Origin of the sequence: Nostoc sp. JL33 (assembly GCF_017114985.1) — a bacterium.
GTDB lineage: Bacteria > Cyanobacteriota > Cyanobacteriia > Cyanobacteriales > Nostocaceae > Nostoc.
Genome location: NZ_JABXKP010000017.1, coordinates 1 through 19695 on the forward strand (window position 1 = coordinate 1; position 19695 = coordinate 19695).

At 41.4% G+C, this 19695-nt stretch carries 19 protein-coding genes; 7 read left to right on the forward strand and 12 right to left on the reverse strand.

The annotated features are described in order from the left end of the window. The first annotated feature begins 220 nt into the window (after positions 1-220). Complete coding sequence (locus tag HWQ23_RS03425; protein WP_292823565.1) at positions 221-871, forward strand: sigma-70 family RNA polymerase sigma factor; 651 nt, start codon at positions 221-223, stop codon at positions 869-871. 100 nt (positions 872-971) lie between these two features. Here HWQ23_RS03425 and HWQ23_RS03430 read toward each other — a convergent pair whose 3' ends face one another. Beyond that, the gene (locus HWQ23_RS03430) at positions 972-1910 is read right to left on the reverse strand and encodes an alpha/beta fold hydrolase (protein ID WP_292823567.1); all 939 of its coding nucleotides are present in this window, start codon (positions 1908-1910) and stop codon (positions 972-974) included. 85 nt (positions 1911-1995) lie between these two features. Here HWQ23_RS03430 and HWQ23_RS03435 point away from each other — a divergent pair, with 85 nt between their 5' ends. The 3 genes from HWQ23_RS03435 (at position 1996) to HWQ23_RS03445 (ending at position 4648) form a co-directional block, all read left to right on the forward strand. After that, positions 1996-2271, forward strand: a complete 276-nt coding sequence (locus HWQ23_RS03435; protein ID WP_292823570.1) for a hypothetical protein — start codon at positions 1996-1998, stop codon at positions 2269-2271. Between the two features lie 10 nt (positions 2272-2281). After that, on the forward strand, positions 2282-3205 hold the full coding sequence (locus tag HWQ23_RS03440) for a shikimate dehydrogenase (protein WP_292823573.1): 924 nt from the start codon (positions 2282-2284) through the stop codon (positions 3203-3205). A 240-nt stretch (positions 3206-3445) separates the two neighbouring features. After that, on the forward strand, positions 3446-4648 hold the full coding sequence (locus HWQ23_RS03445) for an alpha/beta hydrolase (RefSeq protein WP_292823576.1): 1203 nt from the start codon (positions 3446-3448) through the stop codon (positions 4646-4648). 504 nt (positions 4649-5152) lie between these two features. Here the strand turns inward: HWQ23_RS03445 and HWQ23_RS03450 are convergent. Next, positions 5153-5764 (reverse strand): hypothetical protein, encoded by a 612-nt coding sequence (locus tag HWQ23_RS03450; protein ID WP_292823579.1) that lies wholly within the window; start codon positions 5762-5764, stop codon positions 5153-5155. Positions 5765-5904: 140 nt separating this feature from the next. On the opposite strand from HWQ23_RS03450, the gene HWQ23_RS03455 reads away from it, so the two are divergent. After that, on the forward strand, positions 5905-6336 hold the full coding sequence (locus HWQ23_RS03455; protein ID WP_292823582.1) for a biotin carboxylase: 432 nt from the start codon (positions 5905-5907) through the stop codon (positions 6334-6336). Between the two features lie 152 nt (positions 6337-6488). On the opposite strand, the gene HWQ23_RS03460 is transcribed toward HWQ23_RS03455, so the two are convergent. The 4 genes from HWQ23_RS03460 to upp form a co-directional block, all read right to left on the reverse strand. Further along, on the reverse strand, positions 6489-7289 hold the full coding sequence (locus tag HWQ23_RS03460) for an Rpn family recombination-promoting nuclease/putative transposase (RefSeq protein WP_292823585.1): 801 nt from the start codon (positions 7287-7289) through the stop codon (positions 6489-6491). A gap of 114 nt (positions 7290-7403) precedes the next feature. Continuing rightward, positions 7404-7655, reverse strand: a complete 252-nt coding sequence (locus HWQ23_RS03465; protein WP_292823588.1) for a YggT family protein — start codon at positions 7653-7655, stop codon at positions 7404-7406. A 129-nt stretch (positions 7656-7784) separates the two neighbouring features. After that, a complete protein-coding gene (locus tag HWQ23_RS03470) occupies positions 7785-8138 on the reverse strand; it encodes a ssl2009 family thylakoid membrane protein (protein WP_292823611.1) in 354 nt (117 codons plus the stop codon). A gap of 75 nt (positions 8139-8213) precedes the next feature. After that, entirely contained in the window at positions 8214-8864 is a 651-nt protein-coding gene (upp, locus tag HWQ23_RS03475) for a uracil phosphoribosyltransferase (RefSeq protein WP_292823591.1), read from the reverse strand. A gap of 310 nt (positions 8865-9174) precedes the next feature. Here upp and crtH point away from each other — a divergent pair, with 310 nt between their 5' ends. After that, positions 9175-10677: a carotenoid isomerase gene (crtH, locus tag HWQ23_RS03480; RefSeq protein WP_292823594.1), complete on the forward strand. Its 1503-nt coding sequence runs from the start codon at positions 9175-9177 to the stop codon at positions 10675-10677. A 598-nt stretch (positions 10678-11275) separates the two neighbouring features. Here crtH and HWQ23_RS03485 read toward each other — a convergent pair. Beyond that, complete coding sequence (locus HWQ23_RS03485) at positions 11276-11734, reverse strand: hypothetical protein (protein ID WP_292823597.1); 459 nt, start codon at positions 11732-11734, stop codon at positions 11276-11278. A 522-nt stretch (positions 11735-12256) separates the two neighbouring features. On the opposite strand from HWQ23_RS03485, the gene HWQ23_RS03490 reads away from it, so the two are divergent. After that, complete coding sequence (locus HWQ23_RS03490) at positions 12257-13624, forward strand: serine hydrolase (RefSeq protein WP_292823614.1); 1368 nt, start codon at positions 12257-12259, stop codon at positions 13622-13624. Between the two features lie 434 nt (positions 13625-14058). On the opposite strand, the gene purT is transcribed toward HWQ23_RS03490, so the two are convergent. The 5 genes from purT to HWQ23_RS03515 form a co-directional block, all read right to left on the reverse strand. Then, positions 14059-15222: a formate-dependent phosphoribosylglycinamide formyltransferase gene (purT, locus tag HWQ23_RS03495; RefSeq protein ID WP_292823600.1), complete on the reverse strand. Its 1164-nt coding sequence runs from the start codon at positions 15220-15222 to the stop codon at positions 14059-14061. A gap of 65 nt (positions 15223-15287) precedes the next feature. Then, a complete protein-coding gene (locus tag HWQ23_RS03500; protein ID WP_292823603.1) occupies positions 15288-15770 on the reverse strand; it encodes a pentapeptide repeat-containing protein in 483 nt (160 codons plus the stop codon). Positions 15771-16003: 233 nt separating this feature from the next. Next, a complete protein-coding gene (locus HWQ23_RS03505; RefSeq protein ID WP_292823605.1) occupies positions 16004-17770 on the reverse strand; it encodes an ABC transporter permease subunit in 1767 nt (588 codons plus the stop codon). Between the two features lie 44 nt (positions 17771-17814). Further along, the gene (locus tag HWQ23_RS03510; RefSeq protein ID WP_292823616.1) at positions 17815-18765 is read right to left on the reverse strand and encodes an ABC transporter ATP-binding protein; all 951 of its coding nucleotides are present in this window, start codon (positions 18763-18765) and stop codon (positions 17815-17817) included. Between the two features lie 352 nt (positions 18766-19117). Continuing rightward, positions 19118-19695, reverse strand: a 578-nt coding sequence (locus tag HWQ23_RS03515) for a protein kinase domain-containing protein (protein WP_292823608.1), incomplete at its 5' end; no start/stop codon positions are given.

Genomic DNA, 19695 nt, shown 5'->3' on the forward strand with positions numbered 1-19695 from the left:
GGAGTAGGGAGTAGGGAGTAGGGAGTAGGGAGTAGGGAGTAGGGAGTAGGGAGTAAAGAAAATTAGAGACTTATTCATCCAGTTCAAAGACTCAAAATCCCCATTCCCCACTCCCCACTCCCCATTCCCATTCCTTAACATCTTGACGAAAGGTATTTTTTAGGGTGTTGTTATGGGCAATAAATACTAAGATATTCTTGCTTTCTTCGCCAAGATTGTCATGCTTCAATTCGATGAACAGCTACGCCGCTTAGTTACCGAAGCCTGTGGATATCCATCTGGAAGTCCTCAGCGTCAGAAGCTGCTCACGCAAATTATTCGCTTGACAGCAAGTAGACTCTGGAGGGAAAGTACTCCCTACTATCAAGATGCACTACAACAAACTTGGTTATATTTCTGCCGCAATGTTTGTGAAGGTTTGACAGGTCAAATCTATGACCCCACCTATGGCAGTGTCATCACCTGGCTGAATGCTTACCTAAAACGGAGACTACAAGACTTTTACATTAACCAGAACCGGGAACAAGCTACAACAGTCCCTCTTCGGGTTCGTCAGTCTACATCGGGTGGAATAAGTGAAACTATTGATCCTGTAGATAACCTCGCAGCTATCCCCCAAGCACCTCCGATTCTGGAAGACTTGGAAATATGGGCTAAAACAGATTCTCAAGGAGAACTGCGCGGTACTTACATTAAAGGTCGTCCAGATGTGAATTGTCAGGTGTTAATTCTCAAACGCCTACCCCCGGAAGTTAGCTGGAGAGAATTATCTGAGGAATTTGGGCTGTCAATTCCGACATTAAGCAGTTTTTATCAGCGCCAGTGTCTACCACGTTTACGTAAATTCGCCGAATTGGAGGGATTGTTATAACAATTCAAAAAGAACCCTTGTAGAGACGTAGCAGTACTACGTCTCTACAAGGGTTCTGGATAACGCATATTTAATTTCACTCCTATGTCTAAAGCTTATATCACTTGCTAATAGACAAAACCCAATCGCCTAAAAGTTGGTTTACTCTATCTGGTACTTCATCATGTGGACAATGACCGGCTGTTAGAAAATGTTCTCTGAGTTCAGGATAATATTGACGAAACTTTTGCGAACGTTCTCTAGCATTCATCCAAGGGTCAGCTTCTCCCCACAACATCAATAATGGACAAGTTAATTGCTTTAGTAGCACATCAACTTTTTCCCCTTGAGGAGTGCTAAAGACTGACACAAATACATCCAACGCACCAGCATCGTAAGCAGGGCGAGAAATTTCTTCTACCAATTGGTCTGTAATCGCACTCTTGTCAAGATAAACTTTTTCTAGAGTTTGGCGAATTACCCAAGATTGTCGCACGTATTGAAATAACAAAAACTGGGCTAAAGGTTGTTGAAGAATCCACTTAGTGCCGTCACCCAGAAGTTTCTGGAAAGTAGCGGGTTGTATGTCAGCCTCAATTTCTGATTGTAAAGCTTCAGGCTCAGATGTCGGTTGGCTGTCGCTAAAAGGCCCTGCACTATTGAGCAAAACTAAACCAGCCGCACTGTCGGGACGCTGTGCTGCAACACACAAGCTAGCATAGCCACCAAGGGAATTACCCGCTAATACTGCTTTTTGACCAATTACTTCACTGATAAAATCATGGAGTTGGTCACGCCACAAGTCGCCACTATACTGCAATTTCGGTTTTGCCGATCGCCCAAATCCCAAAAGGTCGATCGCAAATACTTCAAAATCTTGACACAATCCTGTGATATTCTTGCGCCAGTGGTCTGTAGAAGCACCAAATCCATGTACCAAAAGCAAGGGCGGACGTTGCGATTGTTTTTCTCCCGCACACACGTAATAAACGTTGTGCCCTCGCCACTGCCAATATTTACCAGGAGTTGGGGTTGTAGAGGGGGCTGTAGTTGCCTGCATGATTAAAAGAAATGTTAAGTAGCTTTTAATAATTGTAGGCTAGTACAAGAACGTGGGGCACAGAAAACAGAGGAGTCTGAGGAAGATGAGGGAGATAAAGAAGGAAAAAACTCAGAAGTTTCAGCCTTTTAGCCTCGACGTTGAGCCTTTTAGCTTCGACGATGAGCCTTTTAGCCTCGACGATGAGCCTTTTAACCTCGACGATGAGCCTTTTAGCTTCGACGATGAGCCTTTTAGCCTCGACGATGAGCCTTTTAGCCTCGACGATGAGCCTTTTAGCCTCGAAGTTGCACCTTTTAGCCTCGAAATTGCACCTTTTAGCCTCGAAGTTGCACCTTTGATGCTGATGCTTGACAATTAACAAATGAAAAATGTCAAAAGTATTAATTACAGGCAAAACTAAACTACTAGGAGTCATTGGACATCCGGTGGAACATTCACGATCGCCACTGATGCATAATGCCGCGTTAGCGCAGCTCGTCGTTCGCGTAGCGTCTCGCAGAGAAGACATCGCTCATTTAGGATTAGATTACGTTTATCTTCCCTTTCCTATCGAACCACAGAATCTAGAGATAGCGATCGCAGGTTTCGCGGCTATTGGTGTTGTCGGTTTTAATGTGACAATACCTCATAAACAGGCTATCATACCCCTACTCTCAGAAATTACACCCCTGGCTCAAACTATCGGAGCAGTGAATACTGTTAGTCGCCAAAATAATAAATGGGTGGGGACAAACACAGATATAGAAGGATTTATCGCTCCTTTGCAGACAACGTATAAGCAGGATTGGAGTCAGAAGGTAGCGGTAATTTTAGGCAATGGTGGTGCGGCTAGAGCAGTTGTCGCAGGTTGTCATCAACTAGGTTTTGCCAAAATTCATGTTGTTGGGCGTAATGTGCAGAGATTACAAGAATTTGGCAATAGTTGGAGCAATTCACCCATAAGTGAAAATTTACAAGTTCATCAATGGGAAGAATTGCCAAAGCTAATTCCTCAAGCTAATCTGCTGGTAAATACAACCCCCATAGGTATGTATCCCAAGGTTGATGAGTCGCCTTTGAGTGTAGAGGAAATAGCGAATTTACCAACGGGTGCGATCGCCTACGATTTAATATATATTCCGAAACCGACGCAATTTCTAGAGCAAGCAGAAAAACAAGGTGTAATTGCGATCGATGGATTAGAAATGCTAGTTCAACAAGGAGTAGCAGCCTTAAAAATCTGGTTGCAGCAAGAAACTATATCTGTAGAAGTGATGCGCCAAGCGTTGAAAGAAGATTTGGGTTTAGGTTGATAGGGCGGTTAGAAACCGCACGCCAGTTGCTTTTTCCTTTAAGTCCGCGCGGACGAGAGTTTGTATAGCCGCGTACTCCTACGGAGAAGCAAGCTACGCGTCAGCGTGCCGGAGGCTCTATTCCATTCACCAGGGCTACAGCATCATCTATTTCCCTGAAAATACCTGTAACTATTGCCAACCTGAGCATTGGCGGATAAATTGTACTTCTTTGGAGTCGTTATTACCGGACTTTAATCTATGTTTGCTAAACCAAAAATACTTTTATCATGGTTTGCATTATTACTCAGTTTTGCAAGTCTATTTCTTAGTTCTTGGATTATTCTTCCGGCTCCAAATATGTTTTTACTCACCCTAGCAGTAGGAGCGCCAGAAGTCAGTCCTTGGCTATTGTTATTAAATTTGCTCTCTTTATTACTTTCTTTTTTCTACATCAGTCTCTATAAATTACAGCGTTTAGCTTGGATTTTCAGTTTAATAGGATTGCTAATTTGTGGATGGGTGCTAGTTAATATCCCACTAACTCAACTACAGATGGCTAAAGCGATGAAACAAGGGTTAGGAGCAGATTATCTAGAGCAAATTCCAGCCCAAGTAAGCGCTAAGATGCAAACCCATCCCTTTAACTTAGTTAATTTCTTCCGGGGTATTCCATTAGGGAAAACGCGTCATCAAAAAGATATTCTCTTTGCTTCTCCTGCGGGAGTGCCTTTAAAAATGGAAGTTTACCAACCCTCAGAGGTAGGGAAATATCCAACAGTAGTAGTAATTTACGGTGGAGCTTGGCAATATGGCAATCCTCATGCCAATTCCGAGTTTAATCAATATATTGCTAATCATGGATATACAGTATTTGCGATCGACTATCGACACGCACCAAAATATCGGTTTCCCGCTCAGTTAGATGATGTGCGTACAGCCCTAAATTTTATTCGCAAACATGCATCTGAATATGAAGCTGATCCAGAACGTATGGTACTTTTAGGACGTTCTGCGGGAGCGCATCTAGCAATGTTAGCGGCTTATCAACCGGATGCACCACCGATTCGTGGTGTGGTGAACTATTACGGGCCTGTTAACTTACCTGAAGGATACAAAACACCGCCAAATCCCGATCCCATCAACACTCGCGCTGTTTTAAAAGCATTTATTGGTGGTTCATTAGAAGAATTGCCTAATCAGTATCAAATTGCTTCACCGATAAATTACCTGACGCACCCTTTACCGCCAACTTTATTAATTTACGGCAGTCGCGATCATTTGGTAGAAGCGCGATTTGGCAGACAGATGTATGAACGTTTACATGATTCTGGTAATAGTGCGGTTTTTCTAGAAATTCCTTGGGCAGAACACGCTTTTGATGCCGTTTTCAACGGTGTGAGCAATCAATTAGCGTTGTATTATACCGAGAGGTTTTTGGCGTGGGCGTTGTTTAGGCAATAATTTTATTAACATAAAGCAGCACTCAGAGCGTAAAGGCTGATTAATGGAGTTCAAAGGCTGATTAATGGAGTTCAAAGGCTGATTAATGGAGTTCAAAGACTCATTAGACTTATCCGTAAATGAGAACTTTATTTGCCTGAAACCTAGCCCTGGACAGGGTTTTAGAGATTATTGTTTTATTTTAGCTAAAAAGCTTGCTAGGTAAGCGTTTCAGCTATTTTGAGTTTTATTTGTGGATAGGTCTATTAATAGAGTTCAAAGACTCATTAATGGAGTTCAAAGACTCATTAATGGAGTTCAAAGGTGGATAACCGAGTCTCTAATTTTCCTCATCTCCCTTATCTCCCTTATCTCCCAATACGGTTCGGTTAAGGCAAGAGACGCGATAAATCGCCGTCTCTACAAAGTCATCAAAAAACCTTATCCGAACCGTATTGCCTTATCTCCCTCATCCCCCTCATCCCCCTCATCCCCCACTCCCCACTCCCCACTCCCCGCTCCCCACTATTTCTGCGGCCAGCGCCAGTTATAGCGATTCCATTCGTAGATGCCTTGAATTTCATACTCAGCGCCATTGAAGAAGCGGACGACGCAATTAGTAGATGAATCATCGCAATCGCTAATTTCCTCGACCTTAATCACCATACAGGGAAACCATTCGCGCTTACAAGGCCCATCTTCTTGCACCCATTCCCATAGTGCATTGGAAGCTTCAATGCGATCGCCTACTCTCAGCTTGAGTGCATCCTCAAAATAAGAATACTTATCAAAATGACATGACTCAACACGATTGAGCCACTGTAAACCATAGCGTTTGCGAATGAATTGTACTGTTCCAGAGTCATTTCCCAGCAGCCAGTCGTTGAGTAATTGGACTTTCCAAGTACGGTTGCGCTGTTCTTCATCCTTAACAAACTGTAAAAATGTTTCTAACTCCTCTGGGGTAAGTTCGTCTAAGGGATTAGCAATATTTGACATCCCAAAGCTAGAATTTCCCTGAATTTGCTCGACCACTTGCAGTAATATCTGTTTCTGCGCGTCAGTGAGAGGACAGCTTGCGGCATCACAATCATTAAAGGCTGCGAACATAGCTGCTTCAATCTCATCTGGAGTCATAAGTTAATAGCAATTGAGGGTTTATTTCCCTAATTATTACAAATGCTAAATTAAAGTCTCCAATCTTCCTGTACTTAAATTCAGGTAAGCTGAGGTTGTAAGTTAGATATTGTTTGTTAGATTAAGTCACGGGGTCTTTTATGCGGTTGCGCTCACTCACCGTTGTTTTGATTTCTTGTCTCATCACCTTTCTATCGTGGGCGATCGCTCCAGAAGCTCTAGCCCTGACACAGATTAAACTATTTGATGTTTCCTATAAAGATTGTCCACCAGAACTAGCACAAGGGGCTGTTATCAGTAGTGGTAGCGCAGCTGCCAATTGTTTTATTGTCATTGGCAAAGCAGAAAATGGCACTAATAAAACAGTCTACGACGCAGATATTTTTGGACGCATCTATGATGCCAATAATGACTCGGTGATGCAAAACCGCACTCGCTTAGGTTCTATTACTGAGGTGCCACCAGGCATTAGCGATTTTGAATTGAGAATTTCTGTACCTGCCAATCAGCCTACTCCGTTGAAACTGAAGCAGTTCAAGGCTGCCGGATTTAGCGGTCAAGTCCGTAGGTAATAAATTTTAACTTTTCTGGCTAGAAGTCCCGCACTTTATCCAAAGATTCGGTGTCGGGATGAATAGCGCAGGAATAGGAATAGTCCCTTCACAGAATGTAGCGTGCAGCGATGCTCCTCTCATAGTAAAATCCTACTTGTAGGAATAGTTCTCTAATTAAGAGATTTCCTAATGATTTCAAGGTCTAATTCTAATAATTCTGCTATTTCCTGAATACTTAACCCTTTTTGTACTAATTTGGGTATCAATTTTAACTTTAGTTCTAGCTTTAGTTCTTCTTTTACTTCTTCTTTTACTTCTTCTTTTGCTTCTTGATAAACTCTGGTTTGTTTCAGTAAATTTAAATTCAGCATAGCTTCTATCTCCTCTCGGTTAAAATTAGGAAACTTGTAAACAATAATCTCTTCTATAAATTCTAAAACTTTTCTTTGGATGAGAACATCGGCTAATTCCAATCTAGCTTTGTCAATTAACTGTTTAGCAAGCTCTGGTGCTTTGTTGTCAGTTTCTACGACCAATCGGACAATTCCTACACCCAGAGATTCTTCGGCTACTACCTCAAGTTCATCCAGATAAAAGCAGCGTAAATGAGGCTCTAACAAGGCACCATAACGTAAAGGACAAGATGTTTCATTGCTGTGCTTATCATAAATAACTATTGCATACCACTCAGAAGTGAGTGGTTTATATTGAGAAAAGTAAAGGAAAATACTTGTAAATAGACGGTCATAAAATTCTTCATCTTTGTAAAACTGAACTTCTACAAAATAAAGCGGTTCATGACCAAATCCTTTTAGAGGAGAAAATACTCCATCTAAACGAAAAGAACGTTGTTTAATTTCTGGTGCAATAAACTCATAAGCATTGCTATTAGTATTAGGTTGACCAATAAGTTCAAATAAAATATTAGGAAATTGTTGAAATATATCGTAAAATATAGCGTCAGTTTTCAATTATTGCATCCATAATTATCCTTTATTAGCCTTAAAATTGCATAAGTCTGAGCTGGTTAGCTCAGACCTAAAATTCATTAGTTGAACATGGAGGAAAATCCAAATTCTGTGTTATTAGACGGCTTGCAGACCACCACCTACGACTTGAAGCAGTATAATAGCTAACATTGGGGAAAAATCCATCCCGCCCAATGGGGGAATAATTCTGCGAAACAGATTGAGATAAGGATCAGTTATCTGGCTCAAAGCGGCAAATGGTTGGTTGTACCAGTTGATTGTCGGGAACCAGGTCAATAAAACCCGAATAATTAACAAAAGAGTATAAATCTGAATGAAAGTAGCCAGAGTGTTAATCAGAAGGTACATGGATTTGTTGGTTTCCTACTAAGTGTCAAACACGGTCTTATCTTTTAATTTTAATTTAGTCCAAAGTCAAAAGTGTTTGCAGATTCCACATTTACCACACTTGACACTTTCACCACGCCTAAACAAACCTTAGGAGTCTTTAGTGAGGGAGCGGTCATTGGTTGCTTGGGGTGAACCGCCATTAACATTTCCCAGTTGGTTTCGCACTTCATCAATTGTGGCATTTAGCTGGGCAATTTTATCTTCTAGCGATCGCCTGGCCGTTTCTATACCAATACTCTCACTTTCTGAGGCTTTCATCTGACGCCGCTTTGCTGCTATTTTCTTAGCTTCTACTTGGCTATCTGTCAGTTCTGTTTCCTCCTCTGCTAGCAATTCTGGCTCGCGTCGAGAAACAATCAGTGCGCCGATAACGCCACCAAATACACCACCAACAAACGCCCCGGCTAAAAAACCACTGCCAAAACCATCTCGCTGACTCATATCTTTACCGCCTTCAACAAAGCTTGCAACTTTTACAGTAGTTATGCTATTTTTCTGCCCTAGCTGCATACTAGCTTAAGTCCCAAAGATGCGATCGCCTGCATCTCCCAATCCCGGTACAATATACCCCTTGCTGTTCAGTTTTTCGTCAATAGTCGCCGTGTAAATTATTAAACCTGGATAAGCTTCACTGAGTTTTTGCAAAGCTGGTGGAGCCGCCACTACGCAAACAATCCGCATCAGGGCTGGATCAGCACCCCGTTGTGTCAATTCTGCCATTGCTGCCATGATCGACCCTCCGGTTGCCAACATTGGATCGGTAATTAACACTCGTGTTTGAGGGTCAAATTTTTCTGGTAACTTGTTCAGATAACAATGAGGTTGCAGCGTCTGTTCGTCTCGCGCCAAGCCAAGGTGGTAAATCGATGCTAAAGGCAGTAAAGTCTGCGCTCCCTCTAGTAATCCTAGTCCAGCCCGCAGAATTGGCACTACTGCTACTGGTATCTGCGGATCAATCACCGTTGCTGGACAAGTATCCAAGGGACTTTGCACGATTGTTTCTTGAGTCGGCAACCAGTCTCGTGCAGCTTCATAAGTCAGCCATCTTCCCAACTCAGTCATGGCACTGCGAAATAATACTGAAGGTGTGCCTGCATCACGAGCAACTGCCAGCCAGTGTTTTATCAGGGGATGCGGTGGAACATAAACGCGCAATTGTAGCGTCATAGGCAGAAAAGTGGGTCTTTTTATTGTATAAGAACTGAAACACCATAATACTCCTTCCTGCATCCGGCTGACGGCTAAAATTAACACTCTCAAATTTATTGATAATATTTTTCATTAGCAGTTGACATTAATTGTCAATCAAAGCTATATTCTTATACAGTGTTCTCCTCTCTTTTAAGGATCGGCAGACGGGATTAGCCAGCAGCAGCAGGCTCGTCCCTCTTTTTTTGTGATTGGGGATTGGGCATTAGTAAATATTGGTTGACTCTAGACAAGGAACAAGGGACAAATAACTAATGACTAATGACTAATGACTAAAATGCAAGATATTGATGCGATCGTGATTGGGTCTGGGGTTGGCGGATTAGTAACAGCGACCCAGTTAGCAGCGAAGGGAGCGAAAGTGCTGGTACTGGAACGTTATTTGATTCCAGGTGGTAGCGCTGGTTATTTTGAACGCCAAGGTTATCGATTTGATGTTGGGGCATCAATGATTTTTGGGCTGGGGCAAAATGGTACTACCAACTTACTCACCCGTGCATTATCAGCTGTAAATGTCAGCCAAGAAGCGATCGCAGATCCAGTGCAGATTCACTATCATCTACCCGAAGGTTTAGACCTGAAAGTTGACCGGGTTTATGAAAAATTTTTGCAAAATCTTACTGCTCATTTTCCCCATGAAGAACAGGGGATTCGTCGCTTTTATGACGAATGCCAAAAAGTATTCAAGTGTCTCAACAGCATGGATTTGCTGTCGCTGGAAGAACCTCGGTATCTACTGCGGGTATTTTTTCAGCATCCATTGGCGTGTCTCGGTTTAGTTAAGTATCTGCCCCAAAATGCCGGGGACGTGGCGCGGCGCTACATCAAAAACCCGCAATTATTGAAATTTATCGATATGGAATGTTATTGCTGGTCGGTGGTTCCATCAGAGATGACACCAATGATTAATGCTGGAATGGTCTTTTCTGACAGGCATTATGGCGGAGTTAACTATCCTAAAGGCGGAGTCGGACAAATTGCCCAAAAACTGGTGCAGGGTCTAGAGAAGGCTGGAGGTAAGATTCAGTACCAAGCTAGAGTCACGAAAATTCTCACAGAACAGGGAAAAGCGGTAGGTGTGCAACTGGCTAATGGTAAAGTATATCGGGGTAAACGCATAGTTTCTAATGCTACACGCTGGGATACATTTGAACAATTATTACCAGCAGAATCAATGCCGCGTAATGAGAAAATTTGGCAACAAAATTATCAAAAATCTCCCAGCTTCTTGAGTTTGCACATGGGGGTAAAGGAGTCTGTTTTACCTGCGGGGACAGAGTGCCATCATATTTTGCTGGAAGATTGGGAAAAGATGACGGCGGCAGAAGGCACAATTTTTGTTTCGATTCCCACATTGCTTGACCCAGATTTAGCACCAAATGGATATCACATCATTCATGCCTTCACGCCTCACTGGATTGATGATTGGCAAGAACTTTCTGTGAGTGAGTACGAAGCGAAGAAAGAAGAGGCGGCTTGGCGAATAATTGACCGGCTGGAGAAGATTTTTCCAGGTTTAGATGCTGAATTGGATTATTTAGAAGTAGGCACACCGCGCACACATCGCCGCTTTTTGGGTCGTGAGGATGGCACATATGGGCCAATTCCCCGGCGCAAGTTGTGGGGGTTATTGAACATGCCCTTTAATCGCACAGCTATTCCAGGACTTTATTGTGTAGGAGATAGTACCTTTCCGGGTCAAGGGTTGAATGCAGTAGCTTTTTCTGGGTTTGCTTGCGCCCACCGTATTGCCGTAGATTTAGGATTTTAACGTGCATCAATCAAACTGATTACAGAAACAGCCTACGCAAAAAGCGGCGTTGCAGGGGGGGAATTTTAGAATTTGCCAAATATCTGCAACGCCCAAAAACCTTGGTAAGCGGATAGCATTATCAGTGAAGCTAGTAGCTTCTCCAACAATCTGAGTAACTCTCAATACGATTCGGTTAAGGGAACTCCAAGAAATAAATTACTACTACTTGTGGGGTGGGCGACACGAGAGCCATATAAACTGGGCGGGCGAGACGCCCACCCCACAATAAATAATTGAATATTTTTTTATTTGGAAGTCCCTAAGAAAGTTATCTGTTAAGGCGATCTCTTTAACCGGGGGTAGAAGAAAGTTCTGGGAAAGCAAGAGTGTTTAAATTTAATCTCTTCATTTAAGTAAGCTGTTCCACATTTAACTTGCATAATTAGGGCGGGCAAGATGCCCACCCCACAAGAGTTCTGTTTAATTCGGTTATGCAAATTAGATGTTTTTCAGCTTACCTCCAAGCGCCTCCCCAGCTTATCCAAACCGTATTAGGATCGGGTAGCAAGTGCATTAGACGGGATTTTAATTGAGATTGCAAGTCAAACGTAGACAGTTAATTTTTGGAAGTTGAAAAGTTCAATTCCTGTTGAATGCTTTTAGTATCCTCATACAGATTTGTCACCCTCAAATCATTACTTGGACAGCTAATATCTTGAGATATTTGCCCTTGATACCTGACTTGAGTTGATGTACCGAATGAAACAGATCTAGCACATGGTTTATATGGTAATTTTGATAATGGTTTAGCTGCCGAAATATCATTGAAGAATTTCGTAGCTGTGTCCACTTTTATTTCACCTGCACTTTTTCTGTTGCAAACAGTGTAAGTTGCTTTTCCGGATGGCAATAGCTCAATTCTATATTTGCAGGTATTTGTAGAGCCACTATTAATAATAACTGCTGGCTGTTTGGGATTTGGAGTTTGGGCAAGTATTCTCAGCGGAAAAATACATAAGGGTGTAGCTAATAATACCAAGCTTAGACTAATTTTATATATGTTAAAAACTTTCACTTTCACCTCGCATTAATTTTTTGAGTTACCTAATTAGGTCAAAACTGATTTGAGATATCTTATGCAACAAAAAATTCTGCAATAGCACTTGCTTGGTTAATACTTAATTAAGTAAGATTAAATTTGTGAACAGCGCAGTTACTAAACAGAAATTATGGTGATTTGTTAAAACTATAGTTGATTGTATACTTCTTAGATATGTCATTATTATGTCAATGTTATGTCAGGATAACACTCGTTTTTTATGTGGTATTCCTGTCGAATATCTACTGTGGATTTCGCAATAAAAGCCTTCAGTGACACAATTATGGCATTGCGACTTGCGCCGGAGAAACAGTCATCAGCCGCGATACGCAAACAGATTCGCGCGTGGATGCGGTAGGTTACGCCACGCTGAAAATCGGTTCGTTCGTTATCGTGCCTTTTCACGGCAATTTACAAAACTTCTCATAATTGTGCTTTAATGATGAGCGGTTTTTGTTTTTCAAGAATCTTCCTCACACACAAAGAAAGCGATCGCCAATGTTCCTCACACATAAAGAAAACATTTTAAAATTTAGCTGGCTTCTACCCAGCTTCTTAAGTTTGTTCCTGTTTGGCTCTACTGTCAAAGCTACTGCGATGCCTGCGGCGGGCGTAGCCATCGCTAATTGGCATTTTGATAGCAATCGCAATCATTTGGACTTCACCACAGATGAGAATATTCAACCGAAACTGCAACTACTTACCAACCCTACTCGTCTGGTAATTAATTTGCCTGGAGTTACATTAGGATATCCACAGACTAGTCAAAGGGTGGGGTCAGTAATTCAAGTGATTCGCATCGAGCAGTTTAACGCACAGACTACCCGCATGGTAGTTAGTTTAGCACCCGGTTATACCTTTGATTTAGTACAAGTAAAGCTGCAAGAGGAATCCCCCAATCATTGGTCTGTGCAGTTACCCCAGCCAATTCCACTGACTGCAACCCAGCCGAAATATCTAGAAATAACTCCGACTCAATCGAGTATTTTTCCAACAGTGAGTAATAATAGCACTCTGTTTGCTGGCGTGGTTCCGATGCATTCACCGATGAAAGCGCTGGAACCTCAAATTAAAGCCTTGATGAGTCGCTATAGTTTTCTGAAAACAGGAATGTTTTTCCTGGATTTAGATACTGGGGATTATTTGGATATTGGAGGCGATCGCGTTTTCCCAGCTGCAAGTACAATCAAACTACCAATTCTCATCGCCTTTTTCCAGGATTTAGATGCTGGTAAAGTCACCCTTCAGGAAATACTGACCATGCGGCGTGACTTAGTTACCAATGGTTCTGGAACCATGCAGTATGAGCGAGTTGGTAAGAAGTACACGGCTTTGGAAACCATCACCAAGATGGTTACTATCAGTGACAATACCGCCACCAACATGATTATTGATCGCTTGGGTGGAGCGGCGAAACTAAATCAGCGTTTCCGTACTTGGGGACTGAAAGACACAGTAATTCGCCATCTTTTGGCTGACTTGAGAGGAACCAACACCACAAGTTCTGAAGATATGGCGCGGGTGCTGGCTTTAGTTGTGAATAACAAGCTAGTTTCTTTGCAGAGTCGAGAACAAGCCTTGGATATTCTGCGTCGCACCACAATTCACACACTGCTTCCCGCAGGTTTGGGGAAAGGTGCAGTCATCGCTAACAAAACTGGAGATATCGGGTTTCTTATCGGCGATGCGGGATTTGTTACTATGCCAAATGGTAAGCGCTACTTGGCGGCTATCTTCGTCACCCGTCCGTATAAGGACAGCAGGGGGAGAGACTTTATTCGTCAAGTTTCCCGACTAGTTTACGATTACCTGAATCAAGAGAACCCAGTTGCTGCGGTTGATTCGCCTAACAGTGTTACGAGGTAGCAGTTCTCAATTGGGTTAGTTATACGTGTCAACTTAAGGTGAAAACGCTTCTTAACAAATATATCAGATCCCCCAACCCCCGATAAATTGGGGGCTAAAATTCTAATTCACCACTTTTTAGGGCTTGTTATTACCAACATTTTTTAAATCTTGGGCTTCGTTACCATTCCCGCCTCGGAATAAATTCCAAGGCTAATAGTTAAAGTCCTCTCAAGAGGACTAAATACAAGATTTTCAGCCATGTAGAAGACTCTCTTATGTAAAAGGGAAAATTTCAGTCCACTTGAGTGGACTTTAGCTATCAGCCCAGAACTTAAGTTCTGGGCGGGATATCGGGTAAGCGCGACACTTTGACTATTATAAAAATGTCGGTAACGACAAGCTTTTTAAGGGGGGTTATATCAAGTTCGGGTGATTACTTGTAATAAAATCTATCAATTAATTATGATTTTGCTTGCGGCTTTCGTAGCTTTTTCCCTAGCCTCCTGCACATTAACACCCTTCGCTAAAGCTACGCCCATTCGCCGATATGGATGAGCATTAGGTTTACCAAATAATCTAATATCTACATCTTTTTCTGACAAAGCATCGGCTACACCACTAAAAGCAATAGAATCAGATTTTTTTGAAGCTAAAATTACCGCACTAGCTGATGCTCCTAGCTGTTCTATATGAGGAATTGGCAAATCTAAAATAGCTCGCAGATGTAGTTCAAATTCATTGAGATTTTGTGAGATTAATGTCACCATTCCCGTATCGTGCGGTCTGGGAGAAAGTTCGGAAAAAATCACTTCATCTTTGGTAATGAAAAACTCAACGCCAAAAATTCCGGCTCCTCCTAAAGCATCAGTAACTTTTATGGCTATTTCTTGAGCTTTTAATATCTTATCTTCAGAAATTAATGCGGGTTGCCACGATTCTTGATAATCGCCTCGTTCTTGACGATGACCAATAGGAGAACAGAAAATTGTCGGTGCATTCCACTGTTTAATTGTCAGTAAAGTTATCTCAATTTCAAAGTTAATAAATTCTTCTACTATTACCTTTTGACTGTCACCTCTAGAATTAGCGATCGCATAATTCCAAGCTTTCTCAACCTCACTCTTATCCTGGACTACAGACTGACCTTTACCAGAGGATGACATCACAGGTTTAACAACATTACCAAACCCAATTTCATCAGAAACTGCAATCAATTCTTCTAAAGTTGTTGCATAACCATATTTAGCCGTTCTGATGCCCAATTCTTGATGCGCCAGTTCGCGAATTCTATCGCGATTCATTGTATAGTTAGTAGCAGCCGCAGTTGGTATAACTGTAATCCCACGCTGTTCAAATTCCAAAAGCTTTTCTGTTCTGATTGCTTCAATTTCTGGTATAATTATATTTGGCTGATGTTTTGTCACTACAGCTTCTAAATCATCAGCACTGAGCATAGAAATAACTTCATAAGCATCAGCAACTTGCATCGCTGGAGCATTGGCGTAGCGGTCAACGGCAATCACATAATTACCAAGACGTTGAGCTGCGATCGCAAACTCTTTCCCTAGTTCTCCTGAACCCAGCAACATCAATTTTTGGGGCAACTTAATACTCATTAACTTATCCAGGTTAATTTCAATTCAATAATTTTATAATTTTGTGTGTTTTAATTATCATTTTTTCAAGAATTAAATCTAGCTCCGCGTAATTGTAAATCTTGACGTTGCAGATGATTTAAACCAGTACCTACGCCAAGCTGACACTTATCGACTAGAGTATCTAACCAAATAGTCTCGTTCAGAGTTGCACCTCGTAAATCTGCGTTTCTCAAGTCGGCTTTCGTAAAATTTGCAAATAATAGGTCTGCATCGATTAAACTACTACCTTGTAGATTTGCTTCTGATAAATTTCCTCGAATAAAGTTTACGCCATCTAAAATTAAACCAGATAAATCTGCTCCTATAAGATTAGGAAATTTTAGCTGATTTGGATATTGAAAAAACCGCATCATACAAATGATATTTGCTTCATTTAATCGTATTTTGGTTAAAAACTCATAACGAGCTATGCCCAATTGGTTAAGAATTTGTAGACGCTGTGGGGGACTTTGTTCTAAAAACTTGATGGCTGTGTGGCGTAGGTCTTGAGTAGAAAGATTTAGCATAATTCTTAGATAGCCGTGATATTTATGCCGATTAAAAATTTAACCGTCAATTTAGGCAAATAATACATAATATCATGTCCGCTTGATTAGTTACTAAACCTCAAGAACCCCACCCCCAACCCCCTAAGAGCAAGCGAGGAGGGGGCTAAGATGTACTTAATGTGATTAGGAAACGTTATAACCCCGATTTCTTTAAGAAATCGGGGTTATAAAGTGTATCGATAACTACTTACCTAATGTCCTGCCAATAATGCTTTCGTAGCAGATTCGCCTGCTAATCTCACGCGCCTTGTCAGATGGAAGTTTAACAATGCTAGAACACTCAAATCAGCTAAGAGTGCCATAAAAATTGTTGTCGCCCCAGCGTGTTCTATAGCTGCCCAAGGAAAAGTTGAAAATAACCAGACAGTAGGATATTTCGATGAGGAAATGTCGAGAAATTGTAGAATCATCGGTGGTAGGAACATTGCTGTACCTATAGTCCCAATTGCCCAGAAAGAACGCTTAGGAGTTTTCAGCAAAAGTATCAATTGGGCGATGGTAGCGTAAATCATCATTAAGCTGATGGACAAAGCTATGGTTAAAAGTACTTTAAAGCTGATAACCACGTTACTCAACAAAGTTGGAACATCGTTGGCATCAATAACAGATATAAGTGAAACCCAAACTAACCAGGGGATAGTAACAATTGCCAGATTAATTGCGATCGCCACGAGTGCAGGGCTTTTTTCAGACCAAATTAAATCCTGCCAAACACTCTTGTAGCTAGAAACTCCCTGATGTCGATATCTTGCCCAATCTTGTACATCTTGACGGTGAGGGGAAAGAACTGCAATTAAACTTAAAATCAACACCAAGTTGTACACTGTCAGGAAAACATAATTTTCCCCAACTTGTTGATCCCATGTGTGACTATTTTTACTAACTTGTAGAGTAAATCCCCACATCATCAACTGGCAAAACGCTACTAATAAGTAACTTTGTTCTTTGCTGATTATGGAGGCTTGAGGATTACGGAAGCAACGTTTAAGAGCTTGCAAAATTCCGTAACTGCACAATCCAAAGTTCAGCAAGTGGAAACCAACAACACTAAAAACACTTGTCCCTAATGGTAAATAGAAAAACTGCCAGTTTGTCAGGGGAGAACCATTGGATTGATGAAACAAGCTAGGAAATAGATAATTAGTTACATCCCAAGGATTAAAGAGTCTAAACCAAGCAGTTGAATTATTTAAAGTATTGCTATAAACCGATGCCAGGTTCATCGTTATGAACAAAAAAAGGAAAACTGCACCACTACCTAACCAAGGCTGAAAACCGCTAAACCAACGACTAACTAAGCTAAATAGTAGTGCGGCACTGTAGAAGAAAATACAGCTAGCAGCAAGAATCGCGTAATAACTCAAAATGTAACCAAAGGCAATTTTGGCAGAATGTCCAGCCCACAAATGTAAAGGAACTGCTATTAAGACCACGAGATAAATTAAACTCGGAACTCCTAGCAACTTGCCAGTCAATATACTTGTTTCTGATTGAGGGCTGAGACGGATGAAATTCAGCGTACCGCGAGTTTCTTCTTTGGCTAAATCGTTTATTAGTAAATAAGTTCCTGCAACTAATAGTGTAAATATAAAAATTACACTAAACGTTAGGAATATATGTTCCCAATGGTTTTGCCACCACAACTGCCAATCAATTTCGTTTTGGGGGCAAAAGTTCTTTGAGATAAAATCATTGAACTCAGCAATTTTAGATTGATTTGATTGTTGGTAAAGCTGGTTTTGTTGCCGTTCGTATGCTTGACGCAAATGACAGTATGTGCCAGTTAGAGAGTATTTATCATCAGGAAACTCGCGGAACTGAAATAAAAAAACTACCAATTGCAGTAGTAAGGATGTTGCAACTGCGATCGCGACATTAAAAAATTTCAGCCGTCCTTTGAGTTCCCGGAATAGTTGCGGATTCCAATCGCCGATTTTGTCTATTAAATTGAGCATCATAAGAAAAAATTCTCCAAAAATGGGGAGTGATATTTATTGACGTATCAAGATGCTTGTTTGTGACCTAATTTTAAGAAAATACTTTCTAAGTCTTCTTGTGTGCAGTGAAAATCAGTCAGAGGAATACCTGCTTTGATGAGCGATCGCAATAACTCAGCACTATCTTCATCTTTGCCCGAAAAATTCACCCGCACACTGTTTTTTCCTGTTATTACCTCCCACTCTTCTACTAAACGATGATGTTTTAGTTGGCTCAAAAGTGCCTCTAAGTTCCCCAGAGTTGATATCAGAATTTGCTGATGGGCAAGACGTTGGTAAAGTTGCTGTAGGGAAGTACTTTCTACCAAAAAGCCAAGTTCCATAATTCCTACAGAAGTACAGAGTTCCGCTAAATCACTAAGAACGTGGGAAGAAATGATTACAGTCATCCCAGCTTCTCGCAAAGCCTTAATGATTTCCCGAAACTGCATCCTAGCAATGGGGTCAAGCCCAGAAACAGGCTCATCTAGTAGTAGTAAAATCGGTTCGTGGATAATCGTTCGCGCTAAACTTAAGCGCTGTTTCATCCCCCGCGACAGAGTAGAAATCTGACTGTGGCGTTTATTACCAAGTTGGATTAGTTCTAAAACTTCATGTAGGCGTTGAGTGCGGCGTGGTTCTCGCAAACGATACAGACGCGCAAAATAATCTAGGTAGTCCCAGACTGTCAAATCCTCATATAGCGGGTAGTCATCGGGTAAGTAGCCTAGACGACGCTTGAGTTTGGGGTTACTCTTGTCACGGAGTAGGCGATCGCCATTAATATAAATCTCACCTGTAGTTGGTTCCTCAGCAGTTGCCAACATGCGGATGAGAGTCGTTTTACCCGCGCCATTCGGCCCAATCAGTCCATATACTTCCCCCGCCTCGATCTCTAAATCAACATCATTGACAGCAACGTGCCGGTCAAATTGCTTAGTTAATCCACGGGTGCAAATTGCTAATTCTTTTACCATTGCTGCTGGAGTGCGGCTTGTGATTAACACTTAAGCTAACCTTTTTCTACAGCTTCTGTCAGGCTTGTTTCGGAAATTGAAACTGGCTTTCAGAAAATTGGCGATATAAAAAAGTAGGTAAGGCATATGCCCTAACTACTTTTTTATTCGTATTTTGCTATTTAGGAAATATTTGTAAATGAAACCTTGCTCTAGTGTCAAGTTATTTCCGATAGTGGTGGGATGATGTTATTAATCCCATTGCCTGATTACCCTTAATTCCCAAACTCTATCCTCTGTCTCCTTTGTGGCTTTTATCTCTTTTATTAAGAAAGATGTCACTAATGCATAGGGGGATACGATTAAAACAGGTTCAACAAAGCCTGTTTAAACTCTGCTGCACTCTGAAAATAATTTCTATCAAAGCTAAATCAATTACCTCTGCAAGTTGTTTGGGTATATTTGCATCACGCTGGCGAATGGGTACGGGGTCATTTTGCAACACTGCTAAAAAGGGGTCGCCAGTAGTGAAATTACGCGGAAAAGTTCCCGTAAGCATATAATAAAGACACGCAGCCGCAGCCCATACATCTACTTCTGGCTTGGCATATTTATAATCAAGCAGTTGCTGACGACACATTAAAACCGGAGTCCCCGCTTTATTTCCTGTTAATGTTTTACCGCTTAAACCTGCTAAATCAAATGCTTTTGCTAAACCATAATCGCCTATTTTTGCTGTGATTTTACCGTTAACATAACCCAAGAAAATATTACTTGGTTTTAAGTCGCGGTGAACTAAACCCACACCTTTGGCAAATCCACCTTTACGTAGCTTAACATTAGGTATTTCAGCATTGTGAGCGTATTCTAAACCGTTTAAAACTTGAAGAATAATTGGAGAGATTGATGAGCCACTGCGTTGCGGTGAGGCAGTCCGGTCTTCTCCCAAAG